The organism is Lactiplantibacillus sp. YT640, assembly GCF_049745435.1.
GTDB classification, from domain to species: Bacteria; Bacillota; Bacilli; order Lactobacillales; family Lactobacillaceae; genus Lactiplantibacillus; species Lactiplantibacillus plantarum.
On the sequence record NZ_JBMNVY010000007.1, the window covers coordinates 114,942 to 136,628 of the forward strand.

Genomic DNA, 21,687 nt, shown 5'->3' on the forward strand with positions numbered 1-21,687 from the left:
ATTGTCGATGACAAAAATTGTTCATGTCTTGTTTTCCGCCAAATTAGGTGGTGCTGAGCAGGTGGTCATTAATATCAGTAGGGGTTTGAGTGGATCCTATGATTTCACCTACTGCTCACAATCAGGATCGATACAAGAAAGCTTGCAAGCTGCCGGAATCGCGTATCAAAGTTTTTCGCCGAAACAGCTTCTTAAATTTCGGCGAGCTATTCTGGCACTCCAGCCAGATATTATTCACGCACACGATTTCAAAGCGAGTTTTTTGGTCAACCTGCTTTTTCACCATGTGCCAATTATCACCCATATCCATCAAGCCCCGATATGGCAGACTAGTGTGAACTGGAAAAGTTTGGCGTTTCAATATATTGGCAACAAGAGCTTACGAGTCTTATATGTTTCAGATTGGGCTAAAGAATCGTATCGCTTCCACAAACATTTAACCAATACGGCGATTATTCCCAATGGAATCGACAGTTCACGGATTTGCCAACTGGCTACTGCCAGTACAACCACTGCATTTGACCTGTTATTCGTGGGACGGTTGGAAGATGTTAAAGATCCCGCAAGATTTGTGAGAATTGCGCATAAATTATTAGACGCAATCCCTGAACTAAAGATTGGGATTGTCGGCGATGGTAGCTTGAGCGCACACATCGCTAAACAGATTGCAGCCACCCCGCAAATACGGTGGTTAGGGTTTAAAAGTAACCCTTACAAATACATGCGGCATGCAAAAGTTGTGCTGTCGACGTCCAAATCAGACGCGTTTGGATTGACCATGGTCGAGGCAGCCTTATTGGGTGCGATTCCGTTTGCCCCCCGCATTGGGGGCATCTCTCAAACGGCCGCAAGGGTAAATGGCCTGGTTTATGCGAGTGATGCTGAATTATTGGCAGTACTGACACGTCTCTTTTCGGATGGGAAATTTTATCAGGAAACCAAGGCTAAAATAGCAGCGGTCGATTTTAGTGACTATGAACAAAGGCAATTCATTCAGCGGATCCAGCAAGTTTATAAAGGAGTAATGGAACGATGACTGCAGTAAATCGTCAGATTGGTGGGCCATTCTTAAGACTAGGACTATTGATTGCCGGATTTTACCTGATTTACCAACCCAACTTTTGGAGCAGTAGTTATGTGCCCCTGATTGTTACACTGGGGATTACTGGTGGTTGCGTCTTGCTATTGTCGCCAAAGGACTTATCGATTGCTATTAATCGGCTGCACATTTTTGTGATTGGTGTGATGCTATCAGTGATTTACTTTGCGTTCAGAGCGAAGCTGGCAGGAACTGATCCCCGGGTGTTTCAAAATGTTGTGATTATTTTGAATGTCCTTGCCTTAGTGTTATGGCTAGAAGTTCTTCGTAAGTATTTTAACGTGACAAGTGAAACGGTCTTGACCTGGATGCTATGGATGGTGGTTGTTCAATGCTTGTTTGCTTTGGTCATGCTGGCAAGTTCGGGTATTCGCGCTGCGATTTTAGCAAAAACAGCCACCGGTATTATTCAGAATCAGTTTATTTATGGTGAACGTTTGTATGGAATCAGCAGTGACTACACATTTTTTACACCAATCTACCATAGTCTGATGGGACTAGTTGCGATATATATGGGAATGAACCTTGGCAAAAAGTATTATTGGTTCCTGCCATTTTGTGTCTTTATTATCGTATTAAACGGCCGAACTGGCTTGATCACGCTGGCTTTTGGTTTTGCCTTGATGCTGGTCAAACGAATGCTGTCCAGTGTTCGAGGGCTGTTTCAAGTTGTGTTGATTATCATATTGAGTGTGACCTTTATCATATTGGGTTTAGCGTTTTTGCAATCCATCCAACCTGATACGTATACCTGGATCGTCAGTGGCTTCGAAGATACGTTTGCACTCGTCTTTGAAGGTAGTAAGCAGGGCAATTACGAACAACTGACGGGCTCGTTCTTGATGTTTCCGAGTCAGCTTTTAGACTGGGTGTTTGGTTATGGTGTTCGCGTATATGGTGGCAATGCCAGCAATATTTGGTTCGGAACGTCCGACATTGGCTTTATTAATGACTTATTTATGGGGGGCATCATTTACATGGCGCTACTGTACGGTACGATTATAGCCTCGTTGACGGCTTGCCACAAAAAGTCTGGAAAGGTTGTTCGTGATAGTAAAATCTTTCTAGCCTTTGGCGTAGTTCTACTAATCGCAAATTATAAAGGTGAGGTTGCGCGCAGCGGCATGGTACTGACGGCAATAATATTCTTGGGGTATTTACTTTCAACTGAATTGAAGATTGAGGAGAAAAAATGGCAATCAGCGTAATTATGAGTGTATATAATGAACGACCTGAGCAAGTCCAGCAAGCGGTTGACTCGATTTTGAAGCAAACCTATTTGCCGAGGGAGTTTGTGATCGTACTTGATAATCCAGAACGGAGTGATTTAAAAGACTTGTTAATGGATTACGATTGCCGTGTGGAAATGATCAAACTAGTGTGCAATCCAGAAAACCTCGGCCTGGCCGCTAGTCTCAATAAGGCGATTGAGCTAGCAAGTAATGAGTTGATTGCGCGGATGGATGCGGATGATATTTCTGTCACTAATCGGCTCGAAGTGGAATTAGAGGCGCTAAAAACGCGCGATTTGGATTTAATTTCTGGAAATATTGCTTATCTTGATGAGCAGGATGAGGTTGTCGGTGAAAAATCGGCCATTCCCGAGGCTGAACCACTAATTCAAAAAATCCTGCCCTATGGTTCGACAATTATTCATCCCACCGTTTTAATGCGGAAAACGGCCGTCCAACAAGTCGGTGGTTACCGTTTATTACCAACGGCTGAGGACTATGATCTCTGGCTGCGGCTGCTTGCTAATGGATTCAAAATCGGGTCAATTAACCGCCGAGTGTTGAACTATCGGTTACGCGGTAATAGTATGACCAGCGACGCGTGGAAAACGTATCTGGTATCGCGCTATATTCAACAATTGTATGCGGAACGTAAACGGACGGGAGCAGACAGTTTCGGCCGCGGGATGTCGGCGTTAACAGACAAAATAAATGACGTCCGTGCCCAAAGTACGTTTAATCGTGGGCAAAAATATTTTACGATGGCGATGGCCAGTATGCGCAAACGAAAACTTGGTCAGGCCCTGGCTGCGTTAGTCCGCGCAATGGTGACATCCCCAGATAATTGTTACTATGTGATCAACTATTTACGTTTAAGAACGATTTGGTCGGTAAATGGGCGCCGGTATCGACAACAACCAAGTGATTGAACGTGTGCGGTGCCTATGAGATTTGTTATTAGTAAGCACGGGATGTGATGCTCAGTTCAGATCTATGAGAAAGGAATTTATGTTAGTCAGTATTAGAAATAAATATCGGCATTTGCCAAAGCAAGTTAAGGCCTCACTTTGGTTCTTAATCTGTGCTTTTTTTGAAAAGAGCATTTCAATAATCGCAACGCCCATTTTTACCAGAATAATGTCTACTTCCGAGTATGGTCAATTTAATGTGCTGTACTCCTGGCTGACTATCGTCACGATCATCGTCTCACTAAATCTGTGCTACGGCGTTTATACTCAAGGTCTCATCAAATTCAGCCATGATCGACGTCGATATTCGGCTGAATTACAAGGATTAACGGTTGTGTTGGTATTAGCATGGACACTAGTTTATCTTGGCTTTCGTGATTTTTGGAATAGTGTCTTTTCTTTAACGACGACGCAGATGTTGGCGATGCTTCTAATGGTATGGACCTCGTCAGTTTTTAATTTTTAGGCTGGTGAGCGCCGAGTTGCCTTGCAATACAAATCATTGGTGATGGTGACCTTGCTGGTTGCAATCGCCAAACCGTTAGTAGGCGTATTGCTCGTTGTGTATGCGAATGATAAAGTGACGGCTCGATTTTTAGGGCTAGCATTAGTGGAACTGGTAGGCTATACGGGCTTGTTTTTTGTGCAAATGTATCGTGGCAAAACGTTTTTCTCGCGCTATTTTTGGCGTCACGCATTAATGTTCAACATCCCGTTGGCCCCACATTATCTTTCACAAATCGTTCTGAGTAGTGCTGACCGGATTATGATTGCGAACATGGTAAATACGAAAAGTGCGGGCATTTATAGTTTGGCGTACTCACTTTCACAAATCATGATTTTATTTAACGTTGCATTGTCGCAAACGCTGAGTCCGTGGATATATCAAAAAATCAAGGATCGACGGGTGGCCGATATTGCGGGTGTCGCTTACGGTGCCTTAGTTTTAATTGCGGTTGTCAACCTGCTATTGATTGCATTTGCGCCCGAAATCGTTTCGATATTCGCACCACGAGCGTATGCTAAGGCGACCTGGATCGTTCCACCAATCGCAATGAGCGTCTTTTTCATTTTTGCTTTTGATTTATTTGCAAAGTTTGAGTTCTATTATGAACGGACATCTTTAATCATGATTGCCAGTGTTATTGGCGCAGTATTGAATGTGGCGCTAAATTATTGGTTGATTCCAATTTTAGGATACGAGGTGGCGGGATATACAACATTAATTTGCTATGTGATGTATGCGGTTGTTCATTATTGGTTTATGAATCGAATCTGTCGCGAAAAACTTGGCACGCTTCCATATGATCGCAAGATACTGGGGCTGATTACGCTCACTTTTTTGGCGGTTGGCTTTCTATTTTTAGGAGGCTATCACAGTGTTATACTCCGTTATCTATTGATTTTGATAACGGCCGTCGTCGGATTTAGCAAGCGTGATTATTTAATGACCATTGTTAACCAAATGCTACGTGTGCGAAAACCAATCTAGCCGAATCGAAGTAGGGTGGTGCCGGTGTGACTGACCAGCTATAAGTAGTGACTAATCAAAAAGACGACAGCCTGAAAATTCGCTGTCGTCTTTAGTTTATAAAGTGGTTATTGTACGGACCCAGACCACGTCACGTTGCCGTGTAGTTTCTTGGTGGCTAACACGAAGCCGCGCAAACTTGTATTGTGGGGCATTTGTTGCCAAGCTTGAATAGCGGCGCTATTTTTGACTGGGGTGCCCCGAAAGAGCGCGATATTGGCGGCCGCCATGCCGCGGGCTAGCTGATTAACTTTAGCGCTTGATAGTTGCGTTTCGTCACGGTCCTCATATAACTGACTCAGTGCTGCGTTATAGCCAGCCGCATATAACACGTCATGATCGTACTTTTGATAGGCGCGCATCGCTTTATTACCACGGTGGTGCTTGATGTAAGCACTCACGTTTAACGGGGTCGCGTGGTACGTGGCCGTCCCGTTACTCTGGTTGATCTTAAGCGTACCGTAATAGTGAGATCCCAGTATCAGGGCGCCACTGGCAATATCAGTCAGTGACTGGTTCTTGACTTTGGTAGACTTGATATTTTGAGCATGAATATGGCCGCTGAGCGATAACTTGATACCCGCAGTGGTAAAGGCCTTACGGACATCTTCGGCATAACCGATTGTATAGTCCTGATGAATCACCGTGTGGTCCATTGTATTGTGATGTAGGACGGGAATGAGAGTCGCATGGGCTTGTTTTGCTTGCTTACCGACTTTAGTAAGCCATTGTAAGGTCCCATCGGTCAGGCCACCACCGACCGTTGAATTACCTTGTTGATAATTACTTTTATAAATGGCGGAGTTTAGCATTAAAAACCAAGTGTGTTTACTAGGTTTTACCAAATATCCCAATGAGCTTGGGTCAGTTTCACTGGCTTGGCCGTAGCCGGCCTGATGATAGATCTTCTTGAACTGGGTCGGGCTAGTCGCCTCGGTGCTATATTGATGCTTTCCTTTGAAGCGACGGGCGATGGGGTTGTTCAAGTCGTGATTACCGGGGACGACGTAGACGCGGATGTGCTTAGCAGTCAGTCGGCGAAGCTGCTTGGCAACGTACTCGTGACTGGCTTTTTCACCGTTGTTAGTAATATCGCCACTGATGAGCACAACGTCAGGCTTGGTGATTAACGCCTTAGCAATAAAAGCGCGAAAAATCGTCGCGCTGTATTTTAAATCCGCACCGGCATCGTTAGCCGCGTACTGCGTGAAAGCCTTACCATTATCATGCAGCCTGGGCGCAATGACATGGTCATCACTGATCACCATCGCTGTTAAGGTCTTGTGACTGACAGGGGGCAGGGTCATTTTAGTTTGTTTTTGGCAACCGGAAAGCAGCATCATGCCGAATAATACACAGCTGATGCCAAAGATAGATTTTCGTAGTTTTATCAAACTCGTCTCGATTCTCGTTAACATAATCAGTATATTACTTTCATTATACCCGTTTTATTGCGGGGTTAGACGGCTGATTCGTTAATTTTGAAAACAAAAAAAGACGATCAATTTGATCGTCTTTTTAGATATCACATTATTTAGAAGCTTTAGCTGGTTTCCAGAGACCAAGGATAACCCCAGCGATAACGGCACCGATAATTGTGGCACCGATGTAGCCCCAGATATTCGTGGCGAGTAATGAGACCCAGAGGCCACCATGAGGAGCAGGGACGGCAACGCCCCAAAGTTGAGTTAAGCCACCGGCGATGGCAGCACCAATCACACTTGAACCGATAACGTGCAAGGGGTCAGCTGTGGCGAATGGAATGGCACCTTCAGTAATGAAGGAAATACCAAGTAACCAGTTAGAGATACCAGCTTTACGTTCGTCATCCGTAAATTTCTTTGGCCAGAAGGCAGTGGCAATCGCAGTTGCCAATGGTGGAACCATCCCACCAGCCATAACAGCGGCCATTAAGTTCCCATGTCCAGTTGCGGTAAAGGCACCAGTTGCGAAGACGTAAGCGGCCTTGTTGAAAGGACCACCCATATCGATCGACATCATACCACCGAGGACAAGCCCGAGGAGAACGGCATTACCAGTACCCATTGAGTTTAGGAAGTGGGTAATCCAGGCGTTGATAACTGAGAAGATTGGGTTAACAACGAAGAACATTAGCGCAGCAATAATCAATAAGCCCAGAATTGGGAAGATCAGCATTGGCTTCATCCCGTCTAAGGATTGTGGCATGTTCTTGGTCCACTTCTTCATCCAAACAGTAATATAACCGGCTAAGAAACCAGCGGCTAAACCACCTAAGAAACCAGCGGGACTCTTAGCATTGGCGGTAATGGAGGCCGTGTAAACACCACCGTAAGCGCCAGTGTATACCGTGGCCATGAACCCACCAACGAACCCGGGCATCAAAGCAGGACGATCACCAATTGATTCGGCGATGTAACCGGCTAAAACAGGTACCATGAAGGCGAAAGCCATGTTACCAGCTTGGTTGAAGAAGGTAAAGGCTAAGCTCTTACTACCAACGAATTGCTCAATAATGAAGGAGAGGGCCATTAAGATCCCACCACCGACAACGAATGGCAACATGTGGGAAATTCCGTTCATGAGGTCTTTGTAAACTTCACCCCAAACACTACCATTAGCGCTGCCACCTTCATCGTCATCTGCAGCACCACCATCAGCATCGTGATAGACAGGAGCTTTACCGCTCAAGGCTTCTTGAACTAATTGATCGGCCTTGTTGATCCCGTCAGTAACGGGACGGTTAACCAGGTGCTTACCATCAAAACGGGCCATCTTGACCTTTTTGTCAGCGGCGATCACAACACCGTCGGCACGAGCGATTTCATCGGCAGTCAATAAGTGCTTAACACCTTCAGAACCATTCGTTTCGATTTTGATGTCAACACCGGCCGCTTCACCGGCTTTGATCAAGGCTGCTTCGGCCATGTAAGTATGGGCGATTCCGTTTGGACAGGCGGTAACCCCAACTAAATAGGGACGTTTTTCGTCAGTGGTGGTGCTGGCAGCTGCGGCTTCTTTTTCGGCCTTGGCAGCTGCATCTTTGGCTTCCTTTTCTTCCTTAGCAGCCTGGGCATCACCGAAGAGTTGTTGAACTTCTTCAGGTGACTGTGCATTCTTAAGTTTAGCGACCAATTCAGGATCAATCAATAAGCTTGAGAGGGCGGCGAGGGCGGCTAAATGGGTGTTGTTGGCACCTTCAGGAGCAGCAATCATGAAGAAAAGATGAACGGGTTGACCATCTAACGCGTTGAAGTCAACGCCGGCCTTACTCTTAGCAAACATCACGGTTGCCCGGTTAACAGCCTTATCTTTGGCATGGGGCATAGCAATCCCGTCGCCAATCCCGGTAGTTGATTCGGCTTCCCGTTTGATGATGTCTTGCTTGTAGAGGGCCTCATCATTGATGATACCTTGTTCGGCATATTTATGAACTAACTCATCAATCGCTTCGTCCTTGGTCGTGGCGTGCATGTCCATGATCATGACATCTTTTAGTAATAAATCGCGGATATCCATGTTTAGTTAACAGTCCTTTCTTTAGTGAGCGAGTTTTTCAATGTTAATGAGTGGCAAAATTTCATCGATCTTGGCGCGGGTCGCAATGTCTTCTGAGAAGGCGGTTGCGGAGCCACAAGCTAAGCCGTAGCGGAAGCTTTCAACAGCATCGTGTGTTTTGGCGAACGTGCCGACAAAGCCACCAATCATTGAATCACCGGCACCAACTGAGTTGATTACCTGGCCCTTTGGTGCGGGACTAAAGTAGACCGCATCCTTGGTGATTAGGAGGCCACCATCGCCGGCCATTGAAATCAGCACGTGTTGTGCACCTTCAGCTAGCATCCGTTGGCCCGCTGCAATGATATCAGCCTGGCTATTAAACGTCGTGTGGTAGTAATCAGCAAGTTCGTGGTTATTAGGCTTCACAACGAGGGGGTGGCTGGGTAAAGTTTTCTTCAAAGCTTCACCGGTCGTGTCGATGACAAAGTTAGCACCAGCAGCTTCGACCTTCTGAATAATATCGTAGTAGAAGCTATCTGGTAAACTAGGCGCTAAACTACCAGACATGACGACCACGTCATTCGGCGTTAAATTGGCCAATTCGGTGTAGAAGGCTTCTGTTTCTTTGGCGGTGATGTCCGGGCCAGCACCGTTTAATTCGGTCTCTTCTTCAGCGTGAATCTTCACGTTGATCCGGGTGTCATCGGCAATCGGTGTGAAGTGACAATCTAGGCCCTTGGCTTTTAAAGCATCACTGATAAACGTGCCGGTAAACCCACCGATAAAGCCGAGGGCCTTGTTGGGTTGGTCTAGGTCGTTCAGAATCTGCGATACATTGATGCCTTTACCGCCAGGGAGTTTCGCCGTGTGTGCTAACCGGTTAACACTACCGAGGGTCATTTGGGGTAGTTGCACCACGTAGTCAATTGATGGATTGACAGTAATGGTATAAATCATGATTGAACCTCCTGAATCGTAGTTAATGGTTGATACTGTTCGGCAACGCTTGGCGTGAGTTGGTCAGTGATGATGGTTGCACTGGATAAATCACCGACGCGCGCAAACGAAACGTGGTCGAACTTAGTGTTGTCAGCTAAGATAAAGCTTTCTTCACTTTGTAGAATTGCGGTTTTTTTGACGACCGCTTCATCGGGGTCGGGCGTTGTGAGCCCGAATTTTGGGTGGACACCGTTGATACCAAGAAAAACTTTGTTGAATCGGTATTCCTCTAACGATTTAACGGCTTCGGGACCAATCACGGCTTTGGTGGTGCCTTTCAAATTGCCACCAAGCAGGTAGGTTTGGATGCCCATGTCTGCCAAAGCGGAAGCATGGACAACACCATTAGTCACGACACGTAAGTTGTAGCTCGGATTTAAATGGTGAATCATGGCTAGGGTTGAAGTCCCAGCATCCAAATAAATGACGTCATCAACTTGAATGTTCGCAACGGCTTGCTGCGCGATATGGTCCTTGGCGTTAACGTTACGGGAAACCTTATCATTCATCGCGGGTTCCTCTTGGAGTGAGTTCATATACTTCGCACCACCGTGCACGCGGAGTAACTCGCCCTGTTCTTCTAGCTGTTGGAGGTCACGGCGCGCCGTGGACTCGGAACAACGAGTTTCAGAACAGATGTCCTTGATTTTAATAATGCCCTTGAAACGGATCGTATTTAAAATGTACTGTTGACGTTCTTCTGTAAGCACTTTCAAATCCCTCCGCATAATAATATACCTGTTTAAACGTCAAAATGCAACAAAAACCTTCAAAAACCGTCAAAATAATCCAAAACCTGTCATCAAATCGTCATTAGCATCCAAATAAAGATGATCTGTCTAATTAGGCGTGGAACTTTTGACGAAGTGGCCGAAGATTTGTATACTAGGTCAGGTATCTAATTTCGCACGATCGGATTTCGTAGATAATAATATAGAAGAAACGGGAGAAAAGAACATGTTTGTTGATCAAGTAAAAGTAGATGTAAAGGCCGGTAACGGTGGTAACGGCATGGTTGCTTTCCGCCGTGAAAAGTTTGTTCCCAATGGTGGTCCCGCTGGCGGTGATGGTGGTCGCGGCGGAAGCGTCGTATTGCAGGCTGACGAAGGATTACGGACACTGATGGATTTTCGTTATACGCGGAAGTTCAAAGCCGCAGCTGGTGGCAATGGAATGATTAAGCAGATGACAGGTCGTTCCGCGAAGGACACAATTATCAAAGTACCACTTGGGACAACGGTGACGGATGCTGAAACTGGTGAGTTAATTGGCGATATCGTCAATAAAGATCAGCGGTTAGTGGTTGCCAAGGGTGGCCGGGGCGGTCGGGGAAATATTCATTTTGCTAGCGCTAAGAACCCTGCTCCTGAAATTGCTGAAAATGGTGAGCCCGGCGATGAATTAACGATTCGAATGGAATTGAAAGTCTTGGCCGATGTTGGTCTGGTTGGTTTTCCTTCAGTTGGCAAGTCGACACTGCTTTCAGTGGTCACGAGTGCTAAGCCCAAGATTGCGGCCTATCACTTCACAACTTTAGTGCCTAATCTCGGGATGGTTCGTTTGGATGACGGTCGTGACTTTGTCATGGCTGATTTACCTGGTTTGATTGAAGGTGCGGCTAACGGGGTCGGCTTAGGGATTCAATTCTTGCGGCATATTGAACGGACGCGCGTTATTTTACATCTGATTGATATGAGTGGTGTAGAAGAAAACGATCCGTTTGAGGATTATCACAAAATTAATCACGAGCTGACGAGTTATGATCCTGACCTCTTGAAGCGGCCCCAAATCGTGGTGGCGACTAAGATGGATATGCCGGATGCCGAAGCTAATCTGGAAGACTTTAAGGCGAAGTTAGCGACGGATGATACGTTGCCAAACACGCCAGCCGTCTATCCGGTATCGTCGATTACACAACAGGGACTAAAAGCCTTGTTAGCCAAGACGGCTGATTTATTGGATACGACGCCACAATTCCCAATCAAGGGTGTTGACGACTCGAAGCACCGTGATTACACGACTGAAGCGGATGCAGACTTTAGCATTGATAATCCAGAACCGGGCTTGTTCGTCTTGTCTGGTGATAAGCTAGAACGGCTCTTTAAGATGACCAATTTAGATCATGAAGAAAGTTTAATGCGCTTTGCTCGACAATTACGTGGGATGGGTGTTGATGATGCCTTACGTGCAGCTGGTGCCAAGAATGATGATACGATTCAAATCTTGGACTACTCCTTCCAGTTTATGGACTAAACTTTTGTGACGACATAATTAGTTGATGATTGTCGTTACGACAGTCTGATAGGTAGACTAGTGATAAAATAATGAACAATCCAAAAACAGCGCCGTTAGAATTTTAACTAACGACGCTGTTTTTGAGCTGACGTGCGATTAGATGCTCAGCCAAACAGTAAGCGCTGCTGGCTTAAGCGATAGCCAAATAATCGGCGCGGGCGCGGTGGGGTTTGAATACAGAGCTGCGTTTGACCATCGATTTGGCGCGTCCGCGCATTGAACTGGTCGAGTGTCAGCGGGAGCGCGCTTTTTGAAGCTACTAAAACCAGCTGGTGATCGACGAGCGTAACACTTTGGATTGGCCAGATTTGATTAGTCGTTAGTTCCCAATACAGTGGTAAAGTTTGCTGTAGATCAGCGGTTGATAAGTTAAAGTCGATGAGTCGCATAACGGTTACCTCTTGTTCAGACGATTTGTAAGCAAGTATACGATAATCAATTGGGTTAAGCAAGATGGACTGAGGATTCATTTGCCGGCGATGACGGGTTGAATGAAAACGGTCACAACCCGTCATAGTCAGTTTGCCCGGAAAAGTGCATTTTTTGATTATAGATAACACCGGTGGCAGGCAGTCTTGGCACGTGGAATCTTGAAACCAAGTGCGATAATTTTAGCCTGACATGTTAAAATAAAATGAGCAGCGTTGTTCGTGTTCTTCCTGTTAATTGTGAGGAGTCGCCCAACGTCGCTTGCTTTTTAGAATTGCGGTCGGTGAGCGCACGGTGTTGACCGGCCATGACTTTGCAGTGCTAACAATTGTGTATTGCCGCTAGATTCGGTAAAATAGTTAGCAGACTGTATAGATAGGACGAACAAAAATATGCAATTAGAATTTTTAGGTACCGGTGCCGGCTCACCGGGCAAATTTCGGAATGTCACTAGCACAGCATTACGACTATTAGATGAGCGAAATGAAGTCTGGTTGTTCGATGTCGGCGAAGGGACGCAACACCAGATTTTACGCACGACGTTAAAACCACGCAAAATTGCAAAAATATTTATTACCCATCTGCATGGCGACCATATCTTTGGCTTGCCGGGGTTATTGAGCTCGCGTTCTTTTCAAGGCGGGGACGAACCACTCACCATTTATGGGCCAGTCGGTGTCCGCGACTTCGTTCAAACGGCGTTGCGGGTCTCTGGCACCCATTTGTCATATCCATTGAAGTTTCATGAAATCACGAAAGCTGAGACAGTTTTTGAAGATACGACGTTCAAAGTAAGCTGCGAACCTCTGGATCATCGGATCGCTTGTTTTGGTTACCGGGTAGAAGAAGCGGACCACCCGGGTGAATTACAAGCCGATCGACTCAAAGCCCTGAACATTCCGAGTGGTCCCGTCTATGGCCAATTAAAAGCCGGCAAAACGGTGACGTTGCCTGATGGTCGGACAATTAATGGTCAAGATTACATCGCTGCGCCACAAAAGGGGCGGACGGTGACGATTCTCGGTGATACTCGGCGGACACCGCACGCGGTCAGCTTGGCACAGGATGCGGATGCTTTAGTTCATGAGAGCACGTTCGGAAAAGATGAAGGTAAGTTGGCACATAACTATTACCATTCAACGAGTACCCAAGCAGCCCAGGTGGCCCAACAGGCCGGTGTTAAGCAGCTATTGTTGACCCATATCTCGGCTCGGTACACGGGTAAGTTGAGTAAGGAACTACAAAAACAAGCACAGAAAGTCTTTAGTCACTCGAAAGTCGTTCGTGACTTTGATGTAATTGATATTCCATTACCTGAGAAAGGTTAGGTCAAGTAAATGACGAACTTAGTGGGTAAAACTGTTTTGGTTACTGGCGCGTCTAGTGGACTAGGCGAGCAACTAGCCCTAGCTGTGGCGAGTCAGGGAGCCAATGTCGTCTTAGCCGCCCGGCGGCGAGAACGGCTAACACAGGTTGCTGATCAATGTCGTCTGTTATCAAAAGGGCAGGCCGTGGCGATTACTTGTGACGTGGGTCACGTGGCGGACGTTGATCACGTCTTTACGACCATCGATGAGCTATTTGGTCAATTGGATGTGGTCATTAACGCTGCCGGTTTTGGCGATATGACCACGGTGATCACCATGGATGCGCCGGTGATGGCGAAAATGTTGCGCGTCAATACATTGGGAACCATGTATGTTAGCCAACTGGCTGCGCAACGGATGGTCAAGCAACATGCAGGTGAAATTGTCAACATCGCCTCGATGGCTGGCAAAATCGCAACACCTAAATCAGCCGTTTATGCGGCTAGTAAGGCGGCCATTATTGCTTATGATAATGCGTTGCGCTTAGAACTCAAGGATGCTCATGTCAACGTATTGACGGTCAATCCGGGTCCCATTAAAACGGACTTTTTCAAAATTGCGGATCCCACGGGGCACTATTTAGACCGGGTCGACCAGCTGGCATTGAACCCCGTTAAGTTTGCTGAATTGATTGTAAGCAAACTCGGGCATCAACGGCGCGAACTGAATCGGCCTTGGGTGATGTCTGCAGCTAATTTAGGTTATCAGCTGGCACCCAAGCTCGGGGATTGGCTGACGGGGACGGTTTTTAATTTTAAATAGGGGATGAATTTAATGAAGAATCAATGGCGGTTAGTGAGTGCACTAGTCATTGCACTAGTAGTGATTATTTTTGCAATTTTAAACGTAGAACCAGTTCGAATCAATTTTGGAATTACAGCAGTTCATTGGCCACTGATTTTGGTCATTGTGGTGACGTTGATCTTAGGTGTCATTACCGCAGTACTGATGGCGACGGTCAATGAATCTAAGGAACGGACAGCCCATAGTGAAGCTTTAGCAGCGGCCCAGGCTAAGATTGACAAGTTGACTGCCGAAAATAAGCAATTAACGTTGCGTTTGAATAATAAAGGTAAACAAAAACGAGCGGTGGCAGAACAACCAACCACGCCAGCAGATAAGTAAGTTGTTGAAAGGAAGGATGCCATGTTAGCGGCAAAGAAAAAGTGGGTGCCACGTTTAACAACGGCCGTTGATGAAGCCGATGTTGATAAGTTAGCTGAGGCGGCCAGCGTGACCCCCTTAGTTGCCCGGTTATTAATAATGCGGGGCATTAATACGGCGGAAGAAGCCGCCCCATTCCTGCACGCGGATCAACAACCATTGTTGGACCCAACGACCATGCACGATATGGAAAAAGCCGTTGACCGCATCCAAGAGGCGATTATTGCCGGGGATCAAATTACCATTTACGGTGATTATGATGCAGATGGTTTAACAAGTACGTCAATTATGTATGAAACGTTGGACCAAATTGGCGCTAACGTGAATTACTATATTCCAGATCGTTTCAAGGATGGTTATGGTCCTAATCAGGCCGCTTTTGACCGGCTGATTGCGGCTGGAACGAAGCTGTTTGTGACGGTGGACAACGGTGTCGCGGGAAATGCGGTCATCAATCAAGTGCAGGAACAGGGCATCGATGTCGTAGTGACCGATCATCATGAGTTACCGACTGAATTGCCGCACGCTTACGCCATTGTCCATCCACGACATCCAGAGGGCAGTTATCCATTTGGTGGTCTTTCTGGTGCCGGTGTGGCGTTTAAAGTAGCGACGGCGCTACTTGAGGAAGTACCCGAGGAACTATTAGATCTGGCTGCTATTGGAACGGTTGCTGATTTGGTCAGCTTAACTGGTGAAAATCGGACTTTGGTAACGCTCGGCCTGAAGGTCTTACAGCAGACGACCCGCCCAGGCTTGGCAGCACTGATTCAAGAAGCCGGACTGATTCCCGATAAATTGACCGAGACCAATATCGGGTTTGGTATTGCCCCTCGGCTAAACGCACTTGGCCGTCTGCAGTCGGCGCAGAGCGGTGTAGAATTATTGACAACTTTGGACGATGAGCGGGCGACCGCGCTGGCCAAGCAGGTCAATCAATTGAATGAAAAACGCCAAGGCTTGGTCAAGACAATCAGTGCCAGTGCAATCGAGCAAGCACAGACGCCGGAAAATGAGGCCCGCCAAACCTTAGTTATTACCGGGCATGGTTGGCACGAGGGTGTTTTGGGAATCGTCGCGAGCCACGTGGTCGAAACGACTGGCAAACCAACCCTAGTGTTAAATGAGGATGATGATGGCCGGCTCAAAGGTAGTGGTCGGAGCGTCGAAGCGTATAATTTATTTGCCGCAATCGACCCAGTTCGGGAGTCATTGGTGGCTTTTGGCGGTCATCATATGGCGGTTGGACTAACTGTCATGGCCGACCAGTTAGCAACGCTTAAAGAGGCGATGGAAGCGGCGGCGGTTAGTCAGCAATTAGCAGATAATGCGCAAGTCAGTTTACCAATTGACGGCACGTTACCATTAGCTGAGGCAACCTTGGCAACTCTGGCAGATATTCAAGCGTTGGCCCCCTTTGGAACGGATAACCCGGCACCGTTGTTTGAATTAGTTCCAACGACTGTTCCGCAAGCACGCGCGATCGGTAGTGATCAGCAACACTTGAAATTACAACTGGGTGATGGCACCAATACGATTGATGCTATCGGTTTTTCGATGGGTACTGCCTTGCCGGCTATTCAGGCGAGTCCCACCGATGTGACGTTAGTGGGTGAGTTGAGTGAAAATACTTGGAACGGTCAGACGAAGCCCCAAATCATGGTTAAGGATATTGCAGTGACGGGGACCCAGGTGATCGACGCCCGGACGCAACATCTTTCGGCCCATTTGTTTCAAGCACCGGGGGTTTACCTCTTTTTCCACCAGCGTCTGTTGAAAAAAGTTGAACAGTATTTAGGTTCCCAAGCGCAAGCCGTATGGGTGGGGGATACGAAAATGGATCTGACTGCCGTGACGGCTAATCAAGCGGTCTTCATTGTCGATTGTCCTGACACGCTGGCGGATATGACCCAGGTACTCAGCACAATTGCGCTCGATCAGCTGACGCTCTACTTATATCGGCAAGAATCGGTTTATTTAACGGGAATGCCAAATCGCGCGCAGTTTGCGAAACTTTTCCAGTTTACCGCAGCGCACCATGATGTTGATATTCATCATCAATTAACATTAGTGGCCAAGCATCTGCATATTGAACGAAATTTGCTTATTTTCATGATTCAGGTGTTTTTTGAGGTCGGATTTGTTAAAATAAATGATGGTGTCATGAATGGCGTTTCGAATCCGGCAAAAGCGGATTTACATCACGCCCCTAGTTATCAGCTGCGCGAACAACAAATCGTTGCTGAAGAAACGCTTTTATATAGTAAATCTGCAGCGCTCCAAGTATGGGTGAAGAACCAGGCTGCGGTTAAGAATTGAAGGAGCTGTTAAGAACAAATGGCATTAGATTTAAAAAAGTATGTGGCTAGTATTCCGGACTATCCCGAACCTGGAATCATTTTTCGCGATATTTCACCACTGATGGCTGACGGGGAAGCTTACCGTGAAGCGACTGATCAGATTGTGCAATTTGCGCGTGATAAACATGTTGATATGATTGTCGGGCCTGAAGCGCGCGGCTTTATCGTGGGTTGTCCAGTGGCCTATGAATTAGGCGTTGGTTTTGCACCTGCTCGTAAGAAGGGTAAGTTACCACGCGAAACGGTCAAAGCGACTTATGATTTGGAATACGGGCAGTCTGCACTTTATTTGCATAAAGATGCAATTAAGCCGGGACAAAATGTGCTAGTTACTGATGATTTATTAGCAACTGGTGGGACCATCTCAGCAACGATTCAAATGGTTGAAGAATTAGGCGGTAACGTGGTTGGGACGGCTTTCTTGGTCGAACTCAAAGAGTTGCACGGCCGCGATAAGATTAAAGATTATGATATGTTGAGCTTGATGCAATTTTAAAGCCAATATTAAAAGCTCCGAATGACGATTTATTAGTCATTCGGAGCTTTTTTGCTAACCCTTGTTTTGGTCGTTAGTTAGCTTGGATAGTCAGTGATTCTTTGGTAGCCAAGCCAAAAAGACTAACAATTGCATATTCTAATTATTGCCACTTTTCAATGAGTAGTTTAACCTGACGCTTGTCCGTTGACTGAGGATCAGGATCATTCTTTTCAGCATCGCCAAGCAATTTGATCAAATCTAAGCGCAACTGGTGCTCGCCTACCGCTGAAAGGTTTAGGATCGCGTTACTGAAAAAAATGGCTGACTTGTCAGGTTGCTTGCGGGTCATCTCTTCCTGGTAGGCTTCGGTAAAGTCGTGGTTCAATAGCATGATCCATTGTAAAACTTGTTGGACATGGGCTTGAGTCCACGTACCGGAGATGTCAGTCAGATCAGTATCGAGACCATCAAGATCCTGTGGCGTCTCATGGGAGAGGTGGGCACTGGAATAGTAGTTTTCAGTTAGATTTTTAACCTGAACTTGATTAACGATGGTTAATAAGTCGGCATCCTGCATTTTGTTGATGGTGTAGTACAACTGATTGTTGGGAATTTTAGTTTGGGCCGAAATTTGCTTAGTTGTTAAACCAGTTTTAGATTTGGTGGCCTTTAAGATAGCGGCCACCTTGGGATCGGCCATTAACTTTGCAAACTGAGCCAGTGTGTTTTTGGACATGTTTTTCACCTCAATACTAGCTTAACCATTTGACAAATAGAAATCAAACGATTAAAGTTGCTTTATCATTTAAATTTATTTAAGCAATAAATAATATTAAATTGGAAGTGGCGTTATGAAAAATCTAGGCCGTAATCGAGCGTTTGTCACGTTAACAGTAGCTGATCTTTTTGAGACAATTGGTACCAGCCTATTTAACATTATTCTATTAACGTACGCGCGAACGTTTGCACAAGCAAATTTGATGGTTTCGCTAGTTTCGGTGGCTACTGTGCTTCCTGGTATTTTTGGTATGCTTACTGGTCGATTGGCAGACTCGCAAACCAATAAGCGGGGGTGGTTAGCAGGTTTGAAATTTGTTCAAGCGGCATTATATCTCGTGTTAGCGCAACTTATTACTGAAAAACAGGTCGGGTTGCTGTTGATTATTATTGTCATCAATTTGTGTTCAGACGTGTTGGGGATGTTGAGCGGCAGCCTCCGAATGCCATTATTACAAGCTAAAGTCGCGTCTGAGTTACAAGAAGAGGCCTTAGGGATCAACCAAGGTATCGGAGTGTTAATGCAGACGATAGGCCAAGCGTTGGGTGTCAGTCTATTGGCCGCAACGGGCGATTATCGTCTCGCGGGATATTTGAATGCAATCACGTTCTTGATTGCCGGTCTGGTGCTACTGTCCGGGTATGAAACGCTAAAATTACCTTCCGCAACTGTCACCGTGACGTCGACATTTCGTCAACTGCTACGACAAGTGCGACAAGCAATGGAAGCGGGGGTGCACATGAACGTCTTGGCGCTATTGGGGAGCGTCTTGTTCTTGAATGCGGTAGGTGCAAGCGTCGATGCACTATTGAATTTATACCTGATTCACCGGGCGACGCAGTTACCACTTTCATTCGGAGTCGCAATTCTTGTGATGAATACTGCTGACGTATTTGGATCGGTTGCAGGGAATTTGTTACATACAGGTTACTTTCAGAGGTGGACGTTTCGTGGTGTCATGTTAACTACCGTCGTGGCGTTTGAGGGTTTATTTATTAATCTGTTGTTTTGGCAAAACTATTGGATAGTGGTTACAATCATGATGATTGGGGGATTTTGTATGGGGCAAGCAAATCCTAAATTGATGGCGAGTTTATTGAAAGTGGCCGATCAAAGTATCGTTGGGAGTTTAGGCGGCATCATAAATTCATTGGCGACGATTTCGATTCCAATCGGCAGTGTTGGATTGGTCTTGTTGGATAATATCGTGAGCCCAGAAGCGGCTTATTTGACGGCCATGGGATTACTGTTAGCTTGTGGTGGTTGTCTGTTCATTCGCCGGTGACGAAAATTATAATTGTGTTATACAAACAGCTGCCACCATGCTAAAAACCGCTTGCCCAGATTACCGGCAGGCGGTTTCGTTAGTCTCGAATCAGTTAAGCATTGTCAGTGGTCAAGTCTTCGGTGATAAAACGAACTGCGGTACCATATGCGGCAACCGATTGCATATCCTGACTAATGGAGCCGGTGTCGAACCGCATCATCACAACGGCATCCGCACCCATGGCACTTGCATTATCGCGCAACCGATTGACCGCGACATCGCGCGATTCTTCGAGCATCTTGGTGTAATCCTTGATTTCGCCGCCAACTAGGCCCTTTAAGCCCGCCCCAATGTTACGGACCAGATTCTTAGATTGAGTGGTTAGCCCAAAGACTTCACCGATAACTTCATAGGGGTGCCCCGGAATATTTTCAGTGGTTGTGACCAGTAATTGTGTCATTGACTGAACCTCCTTTTAAAGATATTGTAATCATAGCATAATTCGTATTGAAATAGGCCAGCGGAGACTTTGATGAGTGGTCTGGTTTATAGGAAACGAAGGAGGCAAAATATGACAGCTTTAGAAAGCAGTTGGTTTGAAGAAGCGCAGCAATCCATGCACGGCTGGGACTTTAGTCATCTGGCTGGCCGGTGGCAGACTGCGGACTTACCGTGGGATTACGCTGCCCTAGTTCGTGAGCATCTAAGTGCCGATGATCGGTGGTTGGATATTGATACGGGCGGTGGTGAATTGATGGGGCGTTTTAACCATCAGCCAGCGCTGACTGCGGTGACTGAGGGGTGGCAACCAAATATTGAGTTGTTGAAGCAAACGGTGGTTAAAAAGGGGATAACATTATATCCAGATGCCGCCGAACAGTTGACGGCCGTACCAAATTCGACATTTGATATTGTAACGAATAGTCATGGTGCGATGCCAGTGAAGCGAATTGCGGAAGTTTTAAAGCTGGGGGGCCGACTTGTGATTCAGCAAGTTGGTGCGACCAATAATTATGCGTTGTCACGATTCTTTGATGAGCATTACGAACCGGCGTATCCTGACAATCAGTTGTTGACGGTAATGGCTCAAATGCAGGCTGCGGGATTTGAAATTCTGCGGGCTGAGCAAGCCTACGCGGCACTGAGTTTTACGGATATTGGCGCAATTGTCTATTATACCACGGTGATTCCATGGGAGTTTCCGAATTTTGACGTGGCACGGATGCTTCCCAAATTACATCAGTTACAATCCTTACTGGCCATTAATGGTCGCGTCACGACGTTTGAAGACCGATTTATGATTATCGCTCGTAAACTGGCTCGTCGTGATTGAGGTTGCGAGGGGGCATATTAATCGGATTGGCACTTAACAAACGTAATCGGTTATGAATTGTAACTTAAACGTCGGATTTGAGTATTCAGAGCTTGTACCTAATTGCGCACTGCCTATAATAGGCGTTATTCCAATCGGTTATTTCATTGGAATCACGAGTTAGGGGGGAGCGTCATGCGGATACGTCGACCGGTTCGGTTTTATCGTTCATTTTGGTTTTGGTTAAGCGTGATTTTTCTATGGGTCTCAACTGCCGGTTTTCCGAAGACTTTAGTGACAGTGGGGGATGTACTGTGCTATGGCATTTTATTTTTACTATCATGCGTGGGTATTCTTGGTTCGTTCTTTGTTTTTGGTCAAGCCGCACGTGAACAGAAGTAATTGGGTATCCGTTGGCAAGGGCTGACGGATATTTTTTGTGGATTAGTGGGGAATGGTATTACTTGATTGATGTTGTTGATCATTATGATTATTTCAAGTGCCGATGTTTAATAAGGCATTGATGTGAATGAATTTGAATTGGCATTCAACAATTAAAGAAGCAGCTTTAGAACATGTTACTAAACCAATAGTATAGAAAACCTCTAGGTGGTTCAAGAAAGCGTTGATATTGAGTGCCAAAATTTTGGAGCAGGCAAGAGTAGCTCAAGTCTAAAACCTATTTTGTAATAGTAGTATCCATACCATTTCCAAACAGTATAGTAGGTAGCAAACCATGTTGATATTGACTTGTTTGATTTGAATTATATAAAAAACAAGAATCCCGACAAATCAATGCTTGTTGGGATTCTTGTTTTTACTGGCTGGTCTCTACTATTTTAATAAGGAGAGTACAGACTTTCGAGTATACTACCGTATCATTGATATCAAGCCTTTTAGCGTCATCATTTTTGGTGAGTGCACCAAA

Annotated in this window: 19 protein-coding genes and 1 pseudogene; 13 read left to right on the top strand and 7 right to left on the bottom strand. The window is 46.0% G+C overall.

Features of this window, described 5'->3' with window-relative positions:
- Positions 1–7: 7 nt before the first annotated feature.
- From ACOV1R_RS07175 to ACOV1R_RS07190, 4 genes and pseudogenes are all read left to right on the top strand, one after another.
- The gene (locus ACOV1R_RS07175; protein ID WP_054518969.1) at positions 8–1,036 is read left to right on the top strand and encodes a glycosyltransferase; all 1,029 of its coding nucleotides are present in this window, start codon (positions 8–10) and stop codon (positions 1,034–1,036) included.
- Entirely contained in the window at positions 1,033–2,307 is a 1,275-nt protein-coding gene (locus ACOV1R_RS07180; RefSeq protein WP_003645649.1) for a hypothetical protein, read from the top strand. The genes ACOV1R_RS07175 and ACOV1R_RS07180 overlap by 4 nt, the downstream gene beginning before the upstream one ends.
- A complete protein-coding gene (locus tag ACOV1R_RS07185; RefSeq protein ID WP_003645648.1) occupies positions 2,292–3,260 on the top strand; it encodes a glycosyltransferase in 969 nt (322 codons plus the stop codon). The genes ACOV1R_RS07180 and ACOV1R_RS07185 overlap by 16 nt, the downstream gene beginning before the upstream one ends.
- 79 nt (positions 3,261–3,339) lie before the next feature.
- Positions 3,340–4,791 (top strand): annotated as a pseudogene (locus ACOV1R_RS07190) (polysaccharide biosynthesis C-terminal domain-containing protein).
- 107 nt (positions 4,792–4,898) lie between these two features.
- On the opposite strand, the gene ACOV1R_RS07195 reads toward ACOV1R_RS07190, so the two are convergent.
- The 4 genes from ACOV1R_RS07195 to ACOV1R_RS07210 all read right to left on the bottom strand — a co-directional run bounded on the left by ACOV1R_RS07195 (position 4,899) and on the right by ACOV1R_RS07210 (position 10,019).
- Positions 4,899–6,221 carry a metallophosphoesterase family protein gene (locus ACOV1R_RS07195; RefSeq protein WP_003645646.1) on the bottom strand — a complete coding sequence of 441 codons (1,323 nt, stop codon included), beginning with the start codon at positions 6,219–6,221 and terminating at the stop codon, positions 4,899–4,901.
- A 139-nt stretch (positions 6,222–6,360) separates the two neighbouring features.
- Positions 6,361–8,328: a PTS fructose transporter subunit IIABC gene (locus ACOV1R_RS07200; RefSeq protein ID WP_003640777.1), complete on the bottom strand. Its 1,968-nt coding sequence runs from the start codon at positions 8,326–8,328 to the stop codon at positions 6,361–6,363.
- 21 nt (positions 8,329–8,349) lie between these two features.
- On the bottom strand, positions 8,350–9,267 hold the full coding sequence (pfkB, locus tag ACOV1R_RS07205) for a 1-phosphofructokinase (protein WP_015380517.1): 918 nt from the start codon (positions 9,265–9,267) through the stop codon (positions 8,350–8,352).
- Positions 9,264–10,019, bottom strand: a complete 756-nt coding sequence (locus ACOV1R_RS07210) for a DeoR/GlpR family DNA-binding transcription regulator (protein ID WP_003644567.1) — start codon at positions 10,017–10,019, stop codon at positions 9,264–9,266. Before ACOV1R_RS07210 ends, pfkB begins: the two co-directional genes overlap by 4 nt.
- 247 nt (positions 10,020–10,266) lie before the next feature.
- Between ACOV1R_RS07210 and obgE the strand changes: the two genes are divergently transcribed.
- Positions 10,267–11,562, top strand: a complete 1,296-nt coding sequence (gene obgE / locus ACOV1R_RS07215; protein ID WP_128485020.1) for a GTPase ObgE — start codon at positions 10,267–10,269, stop codon at positions 11,560–11,562.
- Positions 11,563–11,708: 146 nt separating this feature from the next.
- Here the strand turns inward: obgE and ACOV1R_RS07220 are convergent, their stop codons facing one another.
- Positions 11,709–11,993 (bottom strand): hypothetical protein, encoded by a 285-nt coding sequence (locus ACOV1R_RS07220; protein WP_003644565.1) that lies wholly within the window; start codon positions 11,991–11,993, stop codon positions 11,709–11,711.
- Positions 11,994–12,425: 432 nt separating this feature from the next.
- Between ACOV1R_RS07220 and rnz the strand changes: the two genes are divergently transcribed.
- Genes rnz through ACOV1R_RS07245 form a run of 5 tightly spaced genes read left to right on the top strand, consistent with a single transcriptional unit; the run spans position 12,426 to position 17,420 of the window.
- The gene (gene rnz / locus ACOV1R_RS07225) at positions 12,426–13,361 is read left to right on the top strand and encodes a ribonuclease Z (protein WP_003645644.1); all 936 of its coding nucleotides are present in this window, start codon (positions 12,426–12,428) and stop codon (positions 13,359–13,361) included.
- Between the two features lie 9 nt (positions 13,362–13,370).
- Positions 13,371–14,162 (top strand): SDR family NAD(P)-dependent oxidoreductase, encoded by a 792-nt coding sequence (locus ACOV1R_RS07230; RefSeq protein ID WP_003640771.1) that lies wholly within the window; start codon positions 13,371–13,373, stop codon positions 14,160–14,162.
- A 12-nt stretch (positions 14,163–14,174) separates the two neighbouring features.
- Positions 14,175–14,525 (top strand): LapA family protein, encoded by a 351-nt coding sequence (locus ACOV1R_RS07235; protein WP_003644563.1) that lies wholly within the window; start codon positions 14,175–14,177, stop codon positions 14,523–14,525.
- 21 nt (positions 14,526–14,546) lie between these two features.
- Positions 14,547–16,883, top strand: a complete 2,337-nt coding sequence (gene recJ, locus ACOV1R_RS07240; RefSeq protein ID WP_027822543.1) for a single-stranded-DNA-specific exonuclease RecJ — start codon at positions 14,547–14,549, stop codon at positions 16,881–16,883.
- Positions 16,884–16,901: 18 nt separating this feature from the next.
- Positions 16,902–17,420, top strand: coding sequence for an adenine phosphoribosyltransferase (locus ACOV1R_RS07245; protein ID WP_003640768.1), 519 nt, complete (start codon positions 16,902–16,904; stop codon positions 17,418–17,420).
- A 142-nt stretch (positions 17,421–17,562) separates the two neighbouring features.
- Here ACOV1R_RS07245 and ACOV1R_RS07250 read toward each other — a convergent pair whose 3' ends face one another.
- Positions 17,563–18,138 (bottom strand): winged helix-turn-helix domain-containing protein, encoded by a 576-nt coding sequence (locus ACOV1R_RS07250; protein WP_016510996.1) that lies wholly within the window; start codon positions 18,136–18,138, stop codon positions 17,563–17,565.
- A 115-nt stretch (positions 18,139–18,253) separates the two neighbouring features.
- On the opposite strand from ACOV1R_RS07250, the gene ACOV1R_RS07255 reads away from it, so the two are divergent.
- Positions 18,254–19,465 (top strand): MFS transporter, encoded by a 1,212-nt coding sequence (locus tag ACOV1R_RS07255; protein ID WP_015380512.1) that lies wholly within the window; start codon positions 18,254–18,256, stop codon positions 19,463–19,465.
- A gap of 94 nt (positions 19,466–19,559) precedes the next feature.
- Here the strand turns inward: ACOV1R_RS07255 and ACOV1R_RS07260 are convergent, their stop codons facing one another.
- A complete protein-coding gene (locus ACOV1R_RS07260; RefSeq protein WP_003640765.1) occupies positions 19,560–19,907 on the bottom strand; it encodes a heavy metal-binding domain-containing protein in 348 nt (115 codons plus the stop codon).
- Positions 19,908–20,018: 111 nt separating this feature from the next.
- On the opposite strand from ACOV1R_RS07260, the gene ACOV1R_RS07265 reads away from it, so the two are divergent.
- Positions 20,019–20,780, top strand: coding sequence for a methyltransferase (locus tag ACOV1R_RS07265; RefSeq protein WP_015380511.1), 762 nt, complete (start codon positions 20,019–20,021; stop codon positions 20,778–20,780).
- A gap of 174 nt (positions 20,781–20,954) precedes the next feature.
- The gene (locus ACOV1R_RS07270) at positions 20,955–21,161 is read left to right on the top strand and encodes a hypothetical protein (RefSeq protein WP_003640763.1); all 207 of its coding nucleotides are present in this window, start codon (positions 20,955–20,957) and stop codon (positions 21,159–21,161) included.
- The last annotated feature ends 526 nt before the right edge of the window (positions 21,162–21,687 follow it).